Origin of the sequence: Trabulsiella odontotermitis, from assembly GCF_001188485.1 — a bacterium.
GTDB classification, from domain to species: Bacteria; Pseudomonadota; Gammaproteobacteria; order Enterobacterales; family Enterobacteriaceae; genus Trabulsiella; species Trabulsiella odontotermitis_A.
Genome location: NZ_JNGH01000058.1, coordinates 1 through 16301 on the forward strand (window position 1 = coordinate 1; position 16301 = coordinate 16301).

A 16301-nucleotide genomic window follows, 5' to 3' on the forward strand; every position below is an offset into this window, starting at 1 on the left:
TACGCTGTGGGGGGCTGACGAATGGCGTCCAGTGAAGCTTCCAGTGTGGACCAGTTAATGCCCTGTTCCGCATCGTGATGCCGGTCGGCATGCTGCAGGACCGCAATGGCTTCCTCTTCGGTCACAGAGGCATCAATGCTTCGCACATCATCCGTGTACCAGAGTGAGTACAGGACAAAATCATCATTCTGGTGCTGCTGTAGTTGTCTGATGACGTCACTGATTTTACAGGCGTATGCCATGGTGATTAGTCTCCTTACTGTGCTTCTGGTGCGGGTGTCGGATAAATCGCTATATAGATATACCCGCAGGAGCCGAGTGAATCTGCTTCGCAAGTCAGGCCTTTCGCGTACAGCGTGACGCCGTGCTGATGGCGGGGAGTGAGTTCGCCACTGGTGAGCATCAGCTCCAGTTGTTTCATGAAGACCGGAAATGCCTGGTCGAGATGGCGTAAATCCGCGTCGCTGAATTTACCGCTGATGCCGGCACGGTCAGCCAGGTAGTGCAGGCGGTAACCATCCTGCACCAGGCGCGCGCCAAAACACGGGGTGATATCGCGTTTAAGTCTCCACCGGGGTGAAGCCACATGGTCACCGGTGTCGGTCGTTTTGTTCTGCATGGTTAAGCCTCGTTAAAAATTGAGATAAGGGTTAATTAAGGGTGACGCAACGCAGCACGACATACGGACCATGGCGGTCCCGGCGACGCTCCGCAAAGACCGCGAGTACACCGCTGATATCCTGTACGTCCCGGCCGGCGTAATGGCAGACACTGCCGGACCAGCGATATCTGCCGGTGCAGAAGCGAAACAGGCGGGGCTGCGGATGCCGGCGGGGCACCACCAGATGGTCCGGCAGACGAATATCAACGAGTTCAAGTGCATCCTTAAGTCGTTCCGTAATCTGGCGGTCGGCCAGGCTGGGTTCAGCGAGCCCGGAAGGATGAGAGTGGGCGATAATGACGGCTGCAGCGTTATACTTCAGTGCCGCCTTCACCACTTCACGGGGGTGAACCTGCGTATGGTTAATGGTGCCGGTGAACAGCGTTTCGTGGGCTATCAGGCGATGCTGGTTATCGAGGAAGAGCACGATAAATTCTTCACGCTCCAGTGATGCCAGTTGCAGACGCAGCCAGTCACGAACAGCATGACTGGAGNNCGGGTTCACGTAACTGTCGTTCCAGCAGTATTAAGGCTTCCCGGATGGTGTGTTGCTCGCAGGCCGGCAATGCGGCGGCAAACAGCGGTAACTGTTGTTCCATAACGTCATTTCTCAGTCGATGATGTGCATAATGGCGTTACATTCGGGATGGCTGAGCGCGTAGTCCCGCAGGCGGTAATAGTGCTCCGTCATGGCGTCACATTCAGCGCGACAGACATGGTGGCTGTAGGCGATAAGACAGACTGCAATCCCGACGGCTTTTGCGCCCCNNTCCACGCGAAGATGTGTGGTTCGAGGGTTATCCACTGCGGTATGCTGCCGAAGTGCTGTGGCCAGAAGCCGATGCGATTCTCATCGGTTACCTGTGTTGCGGCAATCTGATGCTGAGCCGCAACAGGAACGGTTTCTGCGGGGGTGAACAGTGGCAGTGTGTTGTCAGTCATTTGTGTTTTTCCTTGTGCATGAATACGTTGAAGGGTGATAAAGGGTTGACGATGGATTGAGGCGGTATGATGCGGATGGTTACTGGCCTGATAAATCCATCATATTCTCGGCCATCACCCAGAGTGCTCTGTTTAGCTTCACGTCGCCGTCGATGCCGTTAACAGCGCGGGTGTGGCTGCGTTTGCCCTTAGCGGTACGCCCGGGAAGACCACCTTTCAGCAGGTTTTCCTGGCAACGATTGAAGACTGACCACAGATCATCCTTGCGGTCTTCATAGCGGCGGGGTGTCAGTATCTGCGATGCCGTCACTGGCTGGTGGTCTTCACCATAACGGTACTCCAGCGCCGCTTTCGCCAGAGCGTGCTGTGCCGGTGGCGGCAGTATCAGCGACTGCATGGCATCACGCTTTTCCTCCACCCGGTCAAAGACGCCCAGTACCTCGTAAGCCCCCTCAATCACTTTCTCCACCACGTTGCCTTTATGGGGGACGCGAATTTCACCAAAGGACTGTCCGCTGACAAGGCCGTTGGTACAGATGGCACGAAAGAGCCCCGGCAGCATCTGGTAGCTTGATGAGCCGTCATGACTGTTCAGCAGGATGATTTCCGGGACCTGCGGGCTGCTGATTTGTCCGGTACGACGCAGACGCAGCATGTGCTTCGTATGCTCCCGCCGGCCCGGGTCCNNGTTTTCAAGGATGGTGATAGTCGGTATACAGGTGTAGCGTTCACTGCGGGACGTATGTTTGTCCTCGCCAAAAACGCTGGGGACGACCTGCATCAGTTCTTCGTGAGTCAGCGGACGGTCGCGGCGTATCTGGTTAATCCGTCCAAAGCGGGATGCTAATCGCATGATTCACTCCTTTTTGTGTTTGTCGGCATAAAAAGAAAAGGCCACGCTCCCGAAGGAACACGGCCTTTAACATTACGAATGGCGTGGCGGATACGCGTTATTGCCCCATATACTCAACCCAGGCACCGGTGGCCTTACCATCAGCGCCGACGGTGACCGTCACCTTGTCGTAGGTACGGTACCCGGCATTGTAGACTTCAAACACTGCGGTATTTCCCTCCACTTTGTAGCTGCCAAAATCAGCGGCCTCAGCCGTGTCACGGTCATACTCTTTCGTGTACGCTTCTTTGGCCGCTTTCATGACTGAGCCTTTGTTAATCTCCGTCGCTCGACTCCCGGCACTGGCAGCAAGGCCAGATACGTATTTCGGGCAGACCGTCATCATGTCCCCTCGGGTGAATGTCAGTTGCGCACCAAAGACCTGAAGAGTCGATGTTTCCTGGCCTGCAATCGAAGCAATTGCCTTTCTGGCGGCTGCAGGTGCCTGGCCGCCTTCAACTTCGATGGCTTTAAATCCTGTTTGCTGATTACACATTTGTGACGTGGGAACCAGATTGCCGTTGATGCTGATGCGACTCCCCATCAGCTCCTGCGGGCCACCGGGACAGCCCTGAAGCTGGCCGAAGATGCCAATGGTGTTGTTTTTCAGCATCACCAGCGCCTGGCCGTTATCGGTCATGGTCTGGCACCAGCCGTTTTTCACGGCCCAGTTACCCGCATGAGCAGAAACAGAGGAAGCAGACAGTATAAGTGCAATAAGCGTTTTGTTTTTCATATATCACCTGTGGATGAAAAGCGGTCGAAACCCGGTCAGGGAATACACCGTATGAGTTTATTGACGATTGTTGCCAGTCAGGCGCGGGGATGCCAGACGTCAACCCGGCCATAACAATCCTGAATGTCCTTACCTTTTGATAGGTTAAGACGATCGATATGGCGCAATCGAAAGTTATTATTGATAGCTAATAACGATCGATAAAGCATTATTGATCGTTTATACAGATCGATATATTCTTTTCTGACATCCCCCTCCCTCTGAAAGAGGGCCACAGGGCACGTGCCCGGGGAAATTCACAGAGTCCAGAAAAGAGAGGAACAACGGATGTCAGAAACAGTACAGATTGAGTCGTTTGATGCGGAATTTCTGACCAGGGAGGAGCTGAATGACCTGATTTTTTACCGGAAAAGCTTTGATATCACGAATGTTGCCGACATCAGTGAAACCGTCAAAAGAGTGGAGTATGCGATTGAACATCAGCAGAAGAAATTGACCTGCCGTGTATACACTGAATACAGAAGCACTGCGGTGGCAGGCTCCCTGTGGTCACCCACAGCAATTCTGGGTGCGGTAAGCGCCGCGGCAATCGGTGTCCATAATCTGGCGACATGGAACCCGGACTATGAAATTGGAAAGAATTACGTCAAAAGAACCCTGTCCGTAAGGTTTAAAAAGTAAGGGATTTATCTCTGCCTGCGGCTGAGTCTGTCCGGTTCAGCCAAAAATCCTTTCCCATAATTCAGACGCAAGCTGTACCAGCTTTTCCCGCAGCCTCCTCAGCAATGAGCGCCAGCCAGACGGCAGAGAGTCAGGGTCAATCACGCTGTCAAATGTACTGCCAGCCAGTTCACCAAACCGCTGACGCACGGCAGACTGACTTGCGGCGGTGCGATTTTCGGGTTTCAACTGGCAATACACGGCACTGCTGGCCTGCAGGGGCAAAGCGTGCACCATCAGTTCGACCAGAGCATGCAGGTTATAGCCGGTGTGTGCGGAAACGGCCATTACCGGGAAAGAGGACGGCAACTGACCGGCAATCTGCGCACAGATAACCGCAAGTGAAAGATACTGCTCAGCCGAAGGCGAATCCTGTCCGGGATACTCAGGCAGTGGCGGAATACGGTCTGCCTGGCTGACAACAAACAGGAAACGGGAGGCATCCGCGCCATAAGCAAGCAGTGACCGGTGCGTGACAATATCGACTGTCCGCGCACGATCATCAGCACGCAGAACCCAGATAATCAAATCCAGCTCCGTTAGCAGCGTCTGATACAGGGCCGAATATTCCGCATCGTATTCCGGTGTCTCGCCAACTCCAGGCAAATCCACCAGTATCATGCTGCACTCGCCCACGGTGAGCACTATCCGCTGAGGTTCACGGGTACAGCCCAGCAAATCGCTGGTCAGGCATACCGGTTGTTGAAACAGGGCGTTGCAAAGCGAGCTCTTACCCGCCCCGCTTTTGCCCATAATGCCAATTACGGGCTCGTAGTGAATTGCCTGTTGCAGACGGGAAATAATACGTTCAGTCGTTTGTTGGGGTAAGAAATTAAGGTAAGTACGCAGGATATCACTGGTATCCTGCGATTCGGGGGTTTGGGGCATGTTTAACTCCTGTGAAAAGCAAAGTCGGAAGATGAGTAACCGACTGTTCACATGAGTAATATAGCCGTGAGATTTTCTGGGATATGGTTTACAGGTTAATCTGAGCAAAATAAGGCATTGTAATAAAATCGAATAGTTTTCAGTCAATGCTGTCAGGCAGGAAATAATTTTTTTAGCGAGGGGTATTACAGAAAGCAGGAGAAAGCCAAAAAAAGACCACATCACGGTACAGGTGATGTGGTCTGATTGTTTAGTGGTTAAAAAGGTAAATCACCTCCTATCAGATGCCATAATTCGATAGAGTTATCTTTGTCTTGTGGAGATATATAGAAAAATGTGCTGGTGGACCTTCTGACTCCCCTTGAATATTGGTAACAGATTACCAGATCCTTGACTGGGCTCACCGAGACTATCTCCTGTGAATAGAATTTATTGTAGAAAGCCACCACAGCCTCATTACTTTCAATTTTCACGCTAAAATATCGACGTAGATATTTACGCAATAGAAGATACATCAGCCCTGCACATCGCTTGTGTGGACCGGATATCCGCGAGCTAAAACCGAAATACTTGTTAAACACGCGACATAAAAGTTCCATAAAACGATCTGGATCGCCGGATAGAACTGCATGAAAACCGATGACAGCCAGCAACTCAAGATATAAAGGATAATACGGATATAACTGCCGGATCGCCGCAAGACATTCTGTGATCTTCCGGTATCCCAGACGCCAAAGTTCTTCATGCAGTAAGGTAAATAGGGGGAGCAATTGTTCAATCCCGCTGAAATCTATCTCTCTTACGGTATTCCCATGAAAACGCTTAACAGGAGTTATTTTAGCCAGGGAATTATTGACAGCAACTGAGCCGAAGCGTTCAACTAATCCTTCATAAAGACTTCCACTAAATGAAATATCTTCACCTATTGATTTAATACCACCGAAACCATGCGCCTGATAAGGTACTACATCTCTGTTTCTGCGGTTTAATAACTCAGGAGCTATAATCAAATTACCCGCTATGTTTGCACCCCCTTTTCCATTTGGATACATATGACATATTTCAATACACAGCAATGCAACAAGCTTCAGTTTTCCCTGATACCCCTCGTAAGCAGGAATGGCATAGCTTCGCTGATGACGGGCTTTTATCTGATATAGCTGGTGAAAATCCACCACATCCCCCGGTCCAGTAATAGAGCCTAATGAGAGTGGATTTCGTTTAATCGTTTCATCAATATGCTGCGAGTATGATGAACTCAGAATACTGACAACGCTATCAGAAGGGATTTTACGTGAACCTTTCTGGCGGCATCCAGTACTGCAATACTTTTCATTTCTTGTCTCTGCCAAAGAACAACCGCAATACTGGCAGATGCTTAATAATTTCTTCTCCTTATTTTGTTGATTAAACATAAACTTCTGATAATGCTCTTCACAAAGACCTACATTACCAGAAGCTGTACGTCTGAGTATATCATTTTTACAGTTACCCCGATCACATTGCGTCATGATAGTATTCTTAATGATAATTAATAGATAGAATAGTTAATGATTAATAAATGATAGTAATAAGATAATGTAAGATGGGTTAAATGAGACAGAAGCCACCTAGAGACTATCTCATTAAAACTTTAAATATTCATTCATTATAAATTGTATATTTCCTCCCCTGATAGGTATATTTAATGAAGCCCTTCAGTAGCTACTAATGTACTCATAGTGATAACAGAGTGACTATGAAGGGCGAGTTTTACTGATGAACAAATGCGTTCCACATGACTAATTATTCGGTTTTGAAGGTTTTACCTTTTAGGTCATGCCGCACCCAAAATAGCTTTACAACTCAATCTTCAACCAAAAATAAAAATGCGGACATAACCATTGCCGCGTTCCTGCGAAAATTCGCAAGAATCAGGGCTTGTGAAGTCATAGCAATTGCATTTTGATTAAAAAACACTCAGCCGCCTTATGTGGATACCGAGACACACAGTGAATAAATAATCACATCGAGTATCCGGTAATGGGCACCGACTTCACCAAGAGAAAGTCAGATTAGGTAAGTTCAGTGCCACCCTTTCAGATACATCGCTGGGCTCAAGGTATCTGCATCCCTGAGGGAATAAGTCTCGCTGCATGTCGGGATTCTGAAAAAAACCGAGTGAATTAGGCAGAATGATATAAACAGGTCCTCCTCTGTAATTCTGAATCAAATAAATTCTTTTTTGCCATGCCAGTTGTGCCAAGATGGGCTCCAGTTTACTGGCTAACCGGAGATTATTATCTTTATGCGTTGGTCCCAGTCGCATAATTTCTGACTTTGCGATTATAGCTCTTCCCTCTATCGTCATTTTATTGTGGATCCAGTGATAAACTTCCAGCACATCTTTTTCAAAAAGGAAAAGATGTGAATTTCTATAAAATACTTTACAAGCCTGTTGTATATACCAGTCAATGATCCTTTGAGCACATTCAATTGTTAAAAGCGATATCTCATTTTCTGGCTGCTCATCAAAGTAGTGAAGAATTGCTGCCAACCGTAACACGTTAGAACCCGATTTAAGTGCAATATCAGCAATATGTTCCCATGGGCCTCCTTCGCTTATCTTTTGCTTCATTTCGGCGCGTTTTTCGCCCATAAATGCAATGGCCTGAGGTGACAGAGTTAGTTGTTGCTTATCAGTGAGGCCAGCATAAAAACGTCGCTTTGCCCGTTCCAATAGCTCTAGGACTCTGTTATCAAATTCGTCAAGGGCGCAGTTCATATGTCTAAAATCGCCATCCTTATATTTACATTCACCATCTACTTTGACTATCAGAAAACGGGCAAGGAAACCGCTCCCTCTCCCTGTCGTCTGGTTCCTAGTAATATATTCGTCGAAAATATCGGGCTGAACCATCAGGCAAAACATCAGGCGAAGATTGGTTTCACAATCCATGCCATCACGTTGATATGAATATGGAGCGCCATCCCATCCGAGGTTAAAAATACCCGGATCGTTTTTAGCTCTGGATTTGAAAAATGTAACTGCTTCTTCGGAGAAAATACCAGCATCAGGATTATCACCGAGACTTTTGATAAGCTCACTATTAGATATATCCTGATATAAAAACTTAAAACGCATAGGTTTCTGCGGTTTATTACTCAGGTGCTCCTCCATAGCCATTTCTGCATCTTCACGTCCGTAATTTCGGGACGTCGCCTGCCGTAAGTTTCGAGCCAGTGCTTTTTTATTCTCCTCCCATAAGCTTTTATCGATCTGAAATTGGTTCAATAGATTTTTATATTTATCATTCACTTCTGATGAAAAATCATAAAAGATCTGCATGACTGCTCTCAAAACCGTAGACTTTCCACTACCGGACCCTGCAATAACCAGAAAATTGAGCACGGCGGGCTCAGGGATCTTCGTATGTACAGGTATCACTTCAACCAGTGGGAGGCAGGCAAGAGAAGCCGCAGCCAGAAACGAACTGACAGCAATCTCTACAGAGACTTTTTTATTTAAACTCGTGGCGATGACTGCATTACGTATTTTTTTTGGAAGCGACTCTATTGGAAATGATAGTGTTTCAGAGGTATTAACAGATAGATTTTGTTGATCAGGAGTTACTCCCTGATAATTCTGTAGGGGCAGATTCATGATGATGTTCCCTTATTGTTAAAGAGCATAAGACATATACCTGCTGATGAACAGCAGATATAGCATTACCCTCACGGGGTTAATGTGATAAACGGACTGGCGATAACTTATTTTTCAATTAGGTGTGCGTATTTTTTCTCGTGCTTTAGATAATCCCTTTAATGCAATTCATTTCAATCAACGATATTGTAATCCGAATTACTTGCGATTGGTGTCTCGCTCATTTAACCATGCTTCATAGTCACTCTTTCTCCAGCGACTTGAGCGACCTATTTTCAGCGGTCTGGGAAATAGACCTCGAGCAATAAGCGAATAGTAATGCTTATCGCTAAGACCACTGTGAGCGGTGATGTCTTTCATGCTGAGCAAGATGTCATCACCCATTGCAAAGCAGGTACGTTTTTCAACGTCTGGTAGGGGTGGTCGTCCAGTCTCTATGTTGTTATGCCAGCTTGCATAAATCGGATAATCGGTTTGTGGCGGGTTGGTCATCGTTGGTTTCTCCTTAAGTTGATAGCCGGAGAGTTCCCCGGAGTGCTATTGACTTTAAGAGCAAGATATAAAGGTAAAAATACGTATGCAGAAAATATTTTCTTGAGATAGCGCACAACACCTGACACTTTTTCGTTTATCATAGAAATATCATAATGTTGGTAAGGATACTCATAAGGCATGGTACGAAACAGAAACAATAACTTTGAAAGTAAATTTGGTAAAACCCCTACTGATTACTATCTAGAACACTTTAATAAGCCCACACCGCCTGTTCCAGGTAGTTTCCTGAATGATCACTGGCTCAGTTTTTCCTCGTCAGAACAACGTCTGATAAGTTATCTGAATGACTCGTATCCCGACTGGATACATCACATTACATTGAGGAAAAACTCGTTAAAGGAACGACACCCGTCAACTATTCTTCAAAACTACGTTGTCAGCACACAGTGCAATTTTGATACTTTTATGCGCTTCCTTCTTGAAGACTTAAGTGAGGAAGATGAAATTGAAACTGGACTTAGCGCCCTGAAGAAACTTAACGACCTAGAATCTGTAGAAGACCCAGATTTTACTTCACTGCATGTCAAAGGCTTGCGCAAGGGACTTGATACGGTAAATGAGTTACTGAATACCAATGGAATGGACAGGTTTGAAGCAGCTTCTTACTTTTTTACTCTGGCCTTTCATTACCTAAGTGAAATGGGCCGCGAAGCCGAGAAGTCGAATGCAATGTTTGAAGCCTTCGAACAGCTGGGAGAGTTTCGGGGATGGTGCAGCAACGTGCAGGCCCTTGAGTCAGCGTTAAAAAAACACGAGGATGCAAAAAAAGCTGCAAATGTAAAGGCTGAGAAGAGTTTTGGTGCTCACAAAAGAGAAGTTACTCGTATCTTGGAAGAGGAAATACTGCCAAATCCAAACTCTTTTAAACTGAAAACAGCTACTGCATTACACAATGTACTGGGGGGGCGACTAGATGAATTCATCACTGCGAACAGTCTGAATGAATCAGCTGACTCAGCAAGTATGATCAAGGGATGGGCACGTGGTGAGGGGGAGTTTAAAGAACTTTTTGATAAAGCACTATCTGCGTGTAAAGGGCAATATAATAATTAAAGCCCATTGATAAATTCATACGCTCCAGTAACAAGCTCTTTCCCGGAGCATGGCCAGATGGCGTGAAATCTTGGGCTGTGACTGATCCAGCGCAGTACAGAGATCACACACGCACAGCTCTCCCATCTATCTGAGCAGCAGTACGATCCCTAGACGGGTTTCATCGGAGAGGTTTTTGAAGAATTGTAATGCTATGATTTTCATCAAATTTAATGAAGCCTTGAAATTGTGTTGCTTAAAGAATAGATGGATTGCATATGGTAAATCATATATTTAACATCATAGTAGGCTCTTCGTTTAACCAAATCAACTAATAGATCTTCCGCAAAAAATGAGCAAAATTCGGTTGCATAGTTTACGTGATACCTCATCATGAAAAAGATTTTTTACTTTAAAGAGGGATTTTAAGTTGGAAATATCATCTCTGAAACTCAAAGGTTTTAGAAACTTTAAAGATGCACACATCAATTTTAACTCAAATACTCTGGTCATCGGTGCCAATGATGTTGGCAAAAGTAATATGTTGCATTCGCTAAGAATGCTATTAGATAAAAGTATATCAGATTCAGAAATTGAACCAAATGAATTTGATTTTCATTTAGAAAATGGAAAGTCATGTGAAGTATTTGAAATTATTATTCATTTTAAAGATATCAATGAAGATGCAGTACTTTCAATTTTGAAAGGGAATGTCAGTGACTCAGGTGAATCGTTCATTAAGTATATTGCACAAAAAACCGATCTCAGCTATAAACTTTTTATTGGTGAGTCTTTAGAGTCTTTACAAGAAATTAACTCTCGCTATTATCTTAAATTTGTTAATTTAAAATATATTCAATCACAACGAGATTTAGAGAGATTTATTCGTAAAGAAAAAAGACAGCTTTTAAAAATCGCACAGCAATCCTTGAACTCTGAAGAAAGAGAAGAAGATGACGATTTGTTAGGAGAGATAAGTTTAGATTTACAGTCTATTAATGATAAAATATCTCAGCTTATATATGTAGAAAGAGCTACAAAAGATGTCAACGATGAGCTAAAAAAACTTGCGCATCATTACTCAGAATATTCTGTGCAACTAGATACTGGGGCAATTGGAATAAATGACTTTATTGACAACCTACAACTTGGAGCTAATACAAATGGTTCTAATGTCATGCTTGGAGGAGACGGGCGAAACAATCAAATATTATTAGCATTATGGAAAGCGAAAAGTATTAAGGAACATGACATCGAGAACGAGGTTATTTTCTATGTTATCGAAGAACCTGAAGCACACCTACATCCTCACCAACAAAGAAAACTAGCTGATTATTTGATAGCAGAACTTCCAGGTCAAACGATCATTTCATCCCACTCACCACAAATAGCTGTAAACTTTGAACCCGGCTCAGTAATAAGGTTGCTTGACCGGGCTGGACACACAGTAGCCGCAAGTGAAGGGTGTTCTAACGATATTTCAGATGGCTGGGAAGGGATGAGCTATCGGATGAGTATATTGCCAGCAGAATCGTTTTTTTCAAATGGAGTTTTCTTAATCGAAGGGCCATCAGAAGTTTTATTTTACCATTCTTTAGCCGAAAATTTAAACATTGATCTTGACTATTTAAATATTTCACTGGTTTCAGTGGACGGAATATCATTCAAAATTTACGTAGCTATACTAGATGCTTTAGAGATCCCATGGGTAATGCGAACGGATAACGATATATCTAAACTTAAAGATCAAGACAAGTGGCAATATTCAGGTATAAACCGATGTTTAGATATAGCCGGTTTGAAAAAGTTTGAACATAGCGACATACAAATAGTACCTATCGATACTCTGACCAGCGGTGATTGGCAAACAGTTTCTGAAGAAATAAATAAATGCGGGATATATTTATCCAAAATTGATTTAGAAACTGATTTGGCAGAAGAATTAAACGCACCGATTTTAAACGCTTTAGGTAAGAAAAATGACCAAAGTGCGATAGAATACTTACAAAAGAAAAAAGCATTAAGAATGCGTGAGCTTCTTAAAGATATAAAAAAAGACCTTCACAAACTTAATGCCGGTGAATTAGTTAAACCGTTAAACCATCTTGTAAAAATAATTAGAGGTGAATAAAATGAGTACTTTCTCACCAACACCTCAACAAACATTAGCCATTGACTATACTGAAAGCATGGTAATAACAGCATGTCCGGGAAGCGGTAAGACTACGGTTATAAAAGAAAAAATAAGAAATATTACCGACGGCCTTCCAGAGCATAAAGGGGTCATTGCAATTACTTTTACAAGAAAAGCAAGTTCAGAACTGGAACGTAGATGCAAGGCAGATGGACACGATGTAAAAAATAGCTTCTTTGGTACGATTGATAGCTTTTGCTTAAATGATATAATTATTCCATTTCTTTCAAGAATATGGGGTGGCAAACCAAGAGAATGCAAAGTATTAAAGAAACTGGAATCTCCTTTTAACCATTTCATAGAAAAAAACTTCTCTGGCACTCCATCAATTACTAATATCAACGAGGACCCTGGATATAAAAAACTATACGATGAGGGAATATTGTGGATGGGATCATTCTCAGCCTTAGCTTTAAAAATAATTAATGAATCACCTGCTGCAAAGCGATATATCAAAGCAAGATATAGCCATATATTCATAGATGAATATCAAGATTCATCTTTATCTCAGCATGAACTATTTCTAAGAATAAACGAGCTTGGCTTATGCTCCATTGCTGTTGGTGATGTTTGGCAATCAATCTATGAATTTAGAGGAGGGAATTCGGAGCTTCTTTTAGAATTGGTAAGTAATACAGAGTGCTTTAAGCATTTTGAGATAAATTTCAATCATAGATGCCACCCATCAATAAGCAATTATGCGTCAAGATTGCTTGATCCATCATATATTTTACTACCTGCGGATGAGATAAGAATATTCAGGCGACGACTTGATGGAAATCTTAAAGATGCTGCTGTTACGATTTCCCCCTGGATTTCAGGATGGCTGAGTAGCGGCGAATGGAAGTTAGAAAAAGCAAATCAAATAGCAATTTTAGCAAGAAAAGAAAAATCACTAATATTATTCTGTTCTGGATTAAACTTAAACTTCAGACTTTATGTTGACACACCTCTAGATAAAATTGGTACTGATTGCTCAGATCTATACAAAGATCTGTTAGCATACAAATACGGCTCTATAAGTACAGCACAAGAATTTATTAACAAAGTTTTTGATGGGGTTATAGTAGATGATAATACTATGTTTTTACTAAGAAAAAAAATAAAAGCAATTAGAAATGAATTAAAAAATGAAGATTTAATACATATGTTTCATGACATCGCAGATATTTTAGGGATAAATTCAACTGAACATATTGATGGAGCTTTAATAAGAACAATCTCTGACGATATTTTAGTCAAACAATTCAAACCATTAGATGATAATGAGATACAAGTAATGACCCTTCATAAATCTAAAGGACTGGAATTCAAATTAGTATTTCACCTAGATCTAGATGAATGGTCTTTCCCATATAGGGAATATAACAGCGAAGACAGACATACAGCTCTATACCCGACGCTTCAACAAGAAATTAACCTCCACTATGTTGGTATAACCAGAGCTGAGAATTGTTGTATACTTATTAATTCATCTCTTAGACAAAATGCATCTGGGAATTTTAAAAATGCAGACGAATCATATTTTTTTAAACTACCACAATTAGATAACTTGTATAGTTAATATCTTCAGGCCTTTACAACGGGGGGGCATTTAAAAAACCCTCCTATATGTTCAATATCCAGTATCGCATTTTAAAAATCATAGACCTGTCCCACGGTGACATTATCATACTAAAGCCTCCTACAATGTGAGAAACTGATCCTACCCGCGTAATGTGAACACCGCCCTAAGCGAGGTTTTCGTTTTCATATTGTTCCGGACTGAGACCGCCACAGGCACTGTGACGACGCCATTGGTTGTTATCACACTCGATATAATTAAATACCGTCGTACTCATTATTTCACGGCTGGTAAAACGCTCCCCGTGGATACATTCCACTTTCAGTGAGTGGAAGACGCTTTCCACGCAGGCATTATCATAACAACAACCTTTTGCACTCATGCTCCCGCGCAGATTATGCCGTTTCAGTAAGGTCTGATAATCCGATGAACAGTACTGCCCACCGCGATCCGTGTGAACAATGACGTTTTTCGGGCGTTTACGCCGCCAGAGCGCCATTTGCAGCGCATCACAGGTCAGTTGCGCTGTCATACGCGACGACATAGACCAGCCAATGACGGAACGCGACCACAGATCGATGACCACCGCCAGGTACAGCCAGCCTTCGTCCGTGCGCAGATACGTAATGTCACCTGCCCACTTCTGGTTCGGGCCGCTGGCGTAAAAGTCCTGTCTCAGCAGATTTTCAGATACCGGCAGACCGTGCCCACGGTAACTGACCGGGCTGAACTTCCGTGCGGCTTTCGCCTTTAGTCCCTGACGACGCAGACTGGCAGCAATGGTTTTGATATTGTACTCCGGCAGTTCGTCTGCCAGACGAGGCGCACCATAACGCTGTTTTGCTTCTGTGAAGGCCTTACGGACTGCCACATCGCAGATGAGGCGGAACTGCTGACGCGGGCTTTGCTGATGGTGGCGCAGACGCCAGGCATACCAGCCACTGCGGGCAACCCGAAGCACACGACACATCGCTTTGATACTGAACTCAGCCTGATGATTTTCGATGAAGACATACTTCATTTCAGGCGCTTCGCGAAGTATGTCGCGGCCTTTTGGATAATGGCCAGCTCCTCTGCCTGCTCCGCCAGTTGACGCTTAAGGCGGGCAATTTCAACCGCCATTTCCTGCTCACGTTCGGAAGAGGAATGTGCATTCTTGAGTTTGCTGCGCCAGGCATAAAGCTGCGATTCATACAGACTGAGTTCACGGGCAGCGGCGACCACACCGATACGCTCAGCAAGCTTCAGGGCTTCGTTGCGAAATTCAGGCGTATGTTGCTTACGGGGCTTTTTGCTGGTTGATACTGGTTTTGTCATGAGTCATCTCTGGTTGAGAGTTTACTCACTTAGTCGCGTGTTCACTATTCGCGGGTAGGATCAGGTAACCCAGTCCTCAACTGTTGTAGCCGCTGAAAATGACATCATTAAGGTCAATATTCAGAAGAACATACAGGGTATCAACATCACCATTATGGCTAAAACTGACACCGTCGTGATTAAGAATATTGATGTCAACCGGGGAAAATGCCCGTTGCTGACAAAAGGAATGGTCACATACCAAGGTAAAAGGATTAATTCGGCAGAGATTAGTTTGTCATGTCTTGATGAATCAAGACATGAATGGTTGTTGTCAGCATCAATTGTTGTAGTACCGAAAATGTAGATAGATTATCATAAACAAACTCCTGCATGAGGCTTATAGGAATATTTAGTTATTTATGACAATGGTATTAAAAGAGAACGAAAAAGGCCCGTGTAATCGATAACAAAAACTATCACGGGCAATAGCATTCCGCACTAACAATTATTTGAAATGCATGAGCTATACATGCTTTTTAATTATAACAATGTTCCTTAATCTGCCCAATCAGATTATGCATCAATAATTATTAGGAATAGATATAAAATATTCATCACGCTTTACCGGGGAACGCTGCTTTGATTTTCAGGAAGAAGTAGTCGTTATCCCGGTACCCATAGGCCATTCGCTTTATTACCTTGATCTTATTGTTCATCCCTTCCAGTATGCTGGTATTCAGCCAGTTTCTCGCGCTGGCTATTATCCTGCTCACATATTCCCTGAGTTTTTCAGCAAACTGCTTCAGCGCAGTTTTCATCACATAGACCGTATTTAGCGGCTGATTAGCTTCCANNAGCCAGAACTTCGGATTATCGCGTTGCTGATTTGACTGATCTCCCCTGACGCGGTCAATGACCTGACGTCCAAACTTTCAACCACATGAAACAGGTCATAGACCATCAGCGCCTGAGGATAGTACTCCCTGACTTCCAGATCGAATGCAGTGTTCATATCCATGACCACGGACTCGATGGCTGTACATCCCTCTGTCCCCAGCCAGCTAAAAAAGAGTCGGAAGGCGGCTCTGCTACGTCCTTCCCCCCCCCCACAGTAACTGCTGCGTATCGGCATCCGCCACAACTGCGGCCTAACGGTACCTTTAACCAGGGCAAAC

13 protein-coding genes and 5 pseudogenes are annotated in these 16301 nt (G+C 44.2%); 4 read left to right on the top strand and 14 right to left on the bottom strand.

Annotated features, from left to right (window positions below; genetic code table 11):
- The 7 genes and pseudogenes from GM30_RS04300 to GM30_RS04325 all read right to left on the bottom strand — a co-directional run.
- Positions 1-242: pseudogene (locus GM30_RS04300) on the bottom strand (hypothetical protein); the annotation flags it as partial.
- 14 nt (positions 243-256) lie between these two features.
- On the bottom strand, positions 257-619 hold the full coding sequence (locus tag GM30_RS04305; protein ID WP_049847629.1) for a type IV toxin-antitoxin system YeeU family antitoxin: 363 nt from the start codon (positions 617-619) through the stop codon (positions 257-259).
- Positions 620-650: 31 nt separating this feature from the next.
- Positions 651-842 carry a DUF987 family protein gene (locus GM30_RS27015; RefSeq protein WP_338011766.1) on the bottom strand — a complete coding sequence of 64 codons (192 nt, stop codon included), beginning with the start codon at positions 840-842 and terminating at the stop codon, positions 651-653.
- Positions 837-1260 (bottom strand): annotated as a pseudogene (radC, locus tag GM30_RS04310) (RadC family protein); the annotation flags it as partial. The gene GM30_RS27015 and the pseudogene radC, both read right to left, overlap by 6 nt.
- A gap of 11 nt (positions 1261-1271) precedes the next feature.
- Positions 1272-1603: pseudogene (locus tag GM30_RS04315) on the bottom strand (antirestriction protein).
- A gap of 79 nt (positions 1604-1682) precedes the next feature.
- Entirely contained in the window at positions 1683-2456 is a 774-nt protein-coding gene (locus tag GM30_RS04320; RefSeq protein WP_049847630.1) for a DUF932 domain-containing protein, read from the bottom strand.
- A gap of 97 nt (positions 2457-2553) precedes the next feature.
- Entirely contained in the window at positions 2554-3231 is a 678-nt protein-coding gene (locus GM30_RS04325; protein ID WP_049847631.1) for a hypothetical protein, read from the bottom strand.
- A gap of 327 nt (positions 3232-3558) precedes the next feature.
- Here GM30_RS04325 and GM30_RS04330 point away from each other — a divergent pair, with 327 nt between their 5' ends.
- The gene (locus GM30_RS04330; protein ID WP_049847632.1) at positions 3559-3912 is read left to right on the top strand and encodes a hypothetical protein; all 354 of its coding nucleotides are present in this window, start codon (positions 3559-3561) and stop codon (positions 3910-3912) included.
- A gap of 36 nt (positions 3913-3948) precedes the next feature.
- Here GM30_RS04330 and GM30_RS04335 read toward each other — a convergent pair whose 3' ends face one another.
- The 4 genes from GM30_RS04335 to GM30_RS27670 form a co-directional block, all read right to left on the bottom strand.
- Positions 3949-4839, bottom strand: coding sequence for a GTPase family protein (locus GM30_RS04335; protein ID WP_049847633.1), 891 nt, complete (start codon positions 4837-4839; stop codon positions 3949-3951).
- 257 nt (positions 4840-5096) lie between these two features.
- Positions 5097-6350, bottom strand: coding sequence for a hypothetical protein (locus GM30_RS04340; RefSeq protein WP_155483919.1), 1254 nt, complete (start codon positions 6348-6350; stop codon positions 5097-5099).
- A 524-nt stretch (positions 6351-6874) separates the two neighbouring features.
- Positions 6875-8482, bottom strand: a complete 1608-nt coding sequence (locus GM30_RS04345; protein WP_049847635.1) for a YfjI family protein — start codon at positions 8480-8482, stop codon at positions 6875-6877.
- A 198-nt stretch (positions 8483-8680) separates the two neighbouring features.
- Positions 8681-8974 (bottom strand): helix-turn-helix transcriptional regulator, encoded by a 294-nt coding sequence (locus tag GM30_RS27670; protein ID WP_338011765.1) that lies wholly within the window; start codon positions 8972-8974, stop codon positions 8681-8683.
- A gap of 180 nt (positions 8975-9154) precedes the next feature.
- Between GM30_RS27670 and GM30_RS04350 the strand changes: the two genes are divergently transcribed.
- Entirely contained in the window at positions 9155-10090 is a 936-nt protein-coding gene (locus GM30_RS04350) for a hypothetical protein (protein ID WP_049847636.1), read from the top strand.
- A 39-nt stretch (positions 10091-10129) separates the two neighbouring features.
- Here GM30_RS04350 and GM30_RS23745 read toward each other — a convergent pair.
- Positions 10130-10294 (bottom strand): annotated as a pseudogene (locus tag GM30_RS23745) (metalloregulator ArsR/SmtB family transcription factor); the annotation flags it as partial.
- A gap of 205 nt (positions 10295-10499) precedes the next feature.
- On the opposite strand from GM30_RS23745, the gene GM30_RS04355 reads away from it, so the two are divergent.
- Both GM30_RS04355 and GM30_RS04360 read left to right on the top strand, forming a co-directional pair.
- Positions 10500-12200 carry an ATP-dependent nuclease gene (locus GM30_RS04355; RefSeq protein WP_049847637.1) on the top strand — a complete coding sequence of 567 codons (1701 nt, stop codon included), beginning with the start codon at positions 10500-10502 and terminating at the stop codon, positions 12198-12200.
- A gap of 1 nt (position 12201) precedes the next feature.
- Positions 12202-13827 (top strand): UvrD-helicase domain-containing protein, encoded by a 1626-nt coding sequence (locus GM30_RS04360; protein ID WP_049847638.1) that lies wholly within the window; start codon positions 12202-12204, stop codon positions 13825-13827.
- A gap of 166 nt (positions 13828-13993) precedes the next feature.
- On the opposite strand, the gene GM30_RS04365 is transcribed toward GM30_RS04360, so the two are convergent.
- Together GM30_RS04365 and GM30_RS25975 are read right to left on the bottom strand one after the other, a co-directional pair.
- A protein-coding gene (locus GM30_RS04365; RefSeq protein ID WP_155483920.1) for an IS3 family transposase occupies positions 13994-15144 on the bottom strand; the annotation gives its coding sequence in 2 pieces (ribosomal slippage) (positions 13994-14886 and positions 14886-15144; 1152 coding nt in all).
- Positions 15145-15740: 596 nt separating this feature from the next.
- Positions 15741-16258 (bottom strand): annotated as a pseudogene (locus GM30_RS25975) (ISL3 family transposase).
- Positions 16259-16301 lie beyond the last annotated feature (43 nt).

Bases quoted from the DNA above. Each gene is read 5' to 3' on its own strand.
- GM30_RS04360 (WP_049847638.1), top strand. From the start codon at position 12,202: ATGAGTACTTTCTCACCAACACCTCAACAAACATTAGCCATTGACTAT.
- GM30_RS04330 (WP_049847632.1), top strand. From the start codon at position 3,559: ATGTCAGAAACAGTACAGATTGAGTCGTTTGATGCGGAATTTCTGACC.
- GM30_RS27670 (WP_338011765.1), bottom strand. From the start codon at position 8,974: ATGACCAACCCGCCACAAACCGATTATCCGATTTATGCAAGCTGGCAT.
- GM30_RS04305 (WP_049847629.1), bottom strand. From the start codon at position 619: ATGCAGAACAAAACGACCGACACCGGTGACCATGTGGCTTCACCCCGG.
- GM30_RS04340 (WP_155483919.1), bottom strand. From the start codon at position 6,350: ATGACGCAATGTGATCGGGGTAACTGTAAAAATGATATACTCAGACGT.
- GM30_RS04325 (WP_049847631.1), bottom strand. From the start codon at position 3,231: ATGAAAAACAAAACGCTTATTGCACTTATACTGTCTGCTTCCTCTGTT.
- GM30_RS04345 (WP_049847635.1), bottom strand. From the start codon at position 8,482: ATGAATCTGCCCCTACAGAATTATCAGGGAGTAACTCCTGATCAACAA.
- GM30_RS04350 (WP_049847636.1), top strand. From the start codon at position 9,155: ATGGTACGAAACAGAAACAATAACTTTGAAAGTAAATTTGGTAAAACC.
- GM30_RS04335 (WP_049847633.1), bottom strand. From the start codon at position 4,839: ATGCCCCAAACCCCCGAATCGCAGGATACCAGTGATATCCTGCGTACT.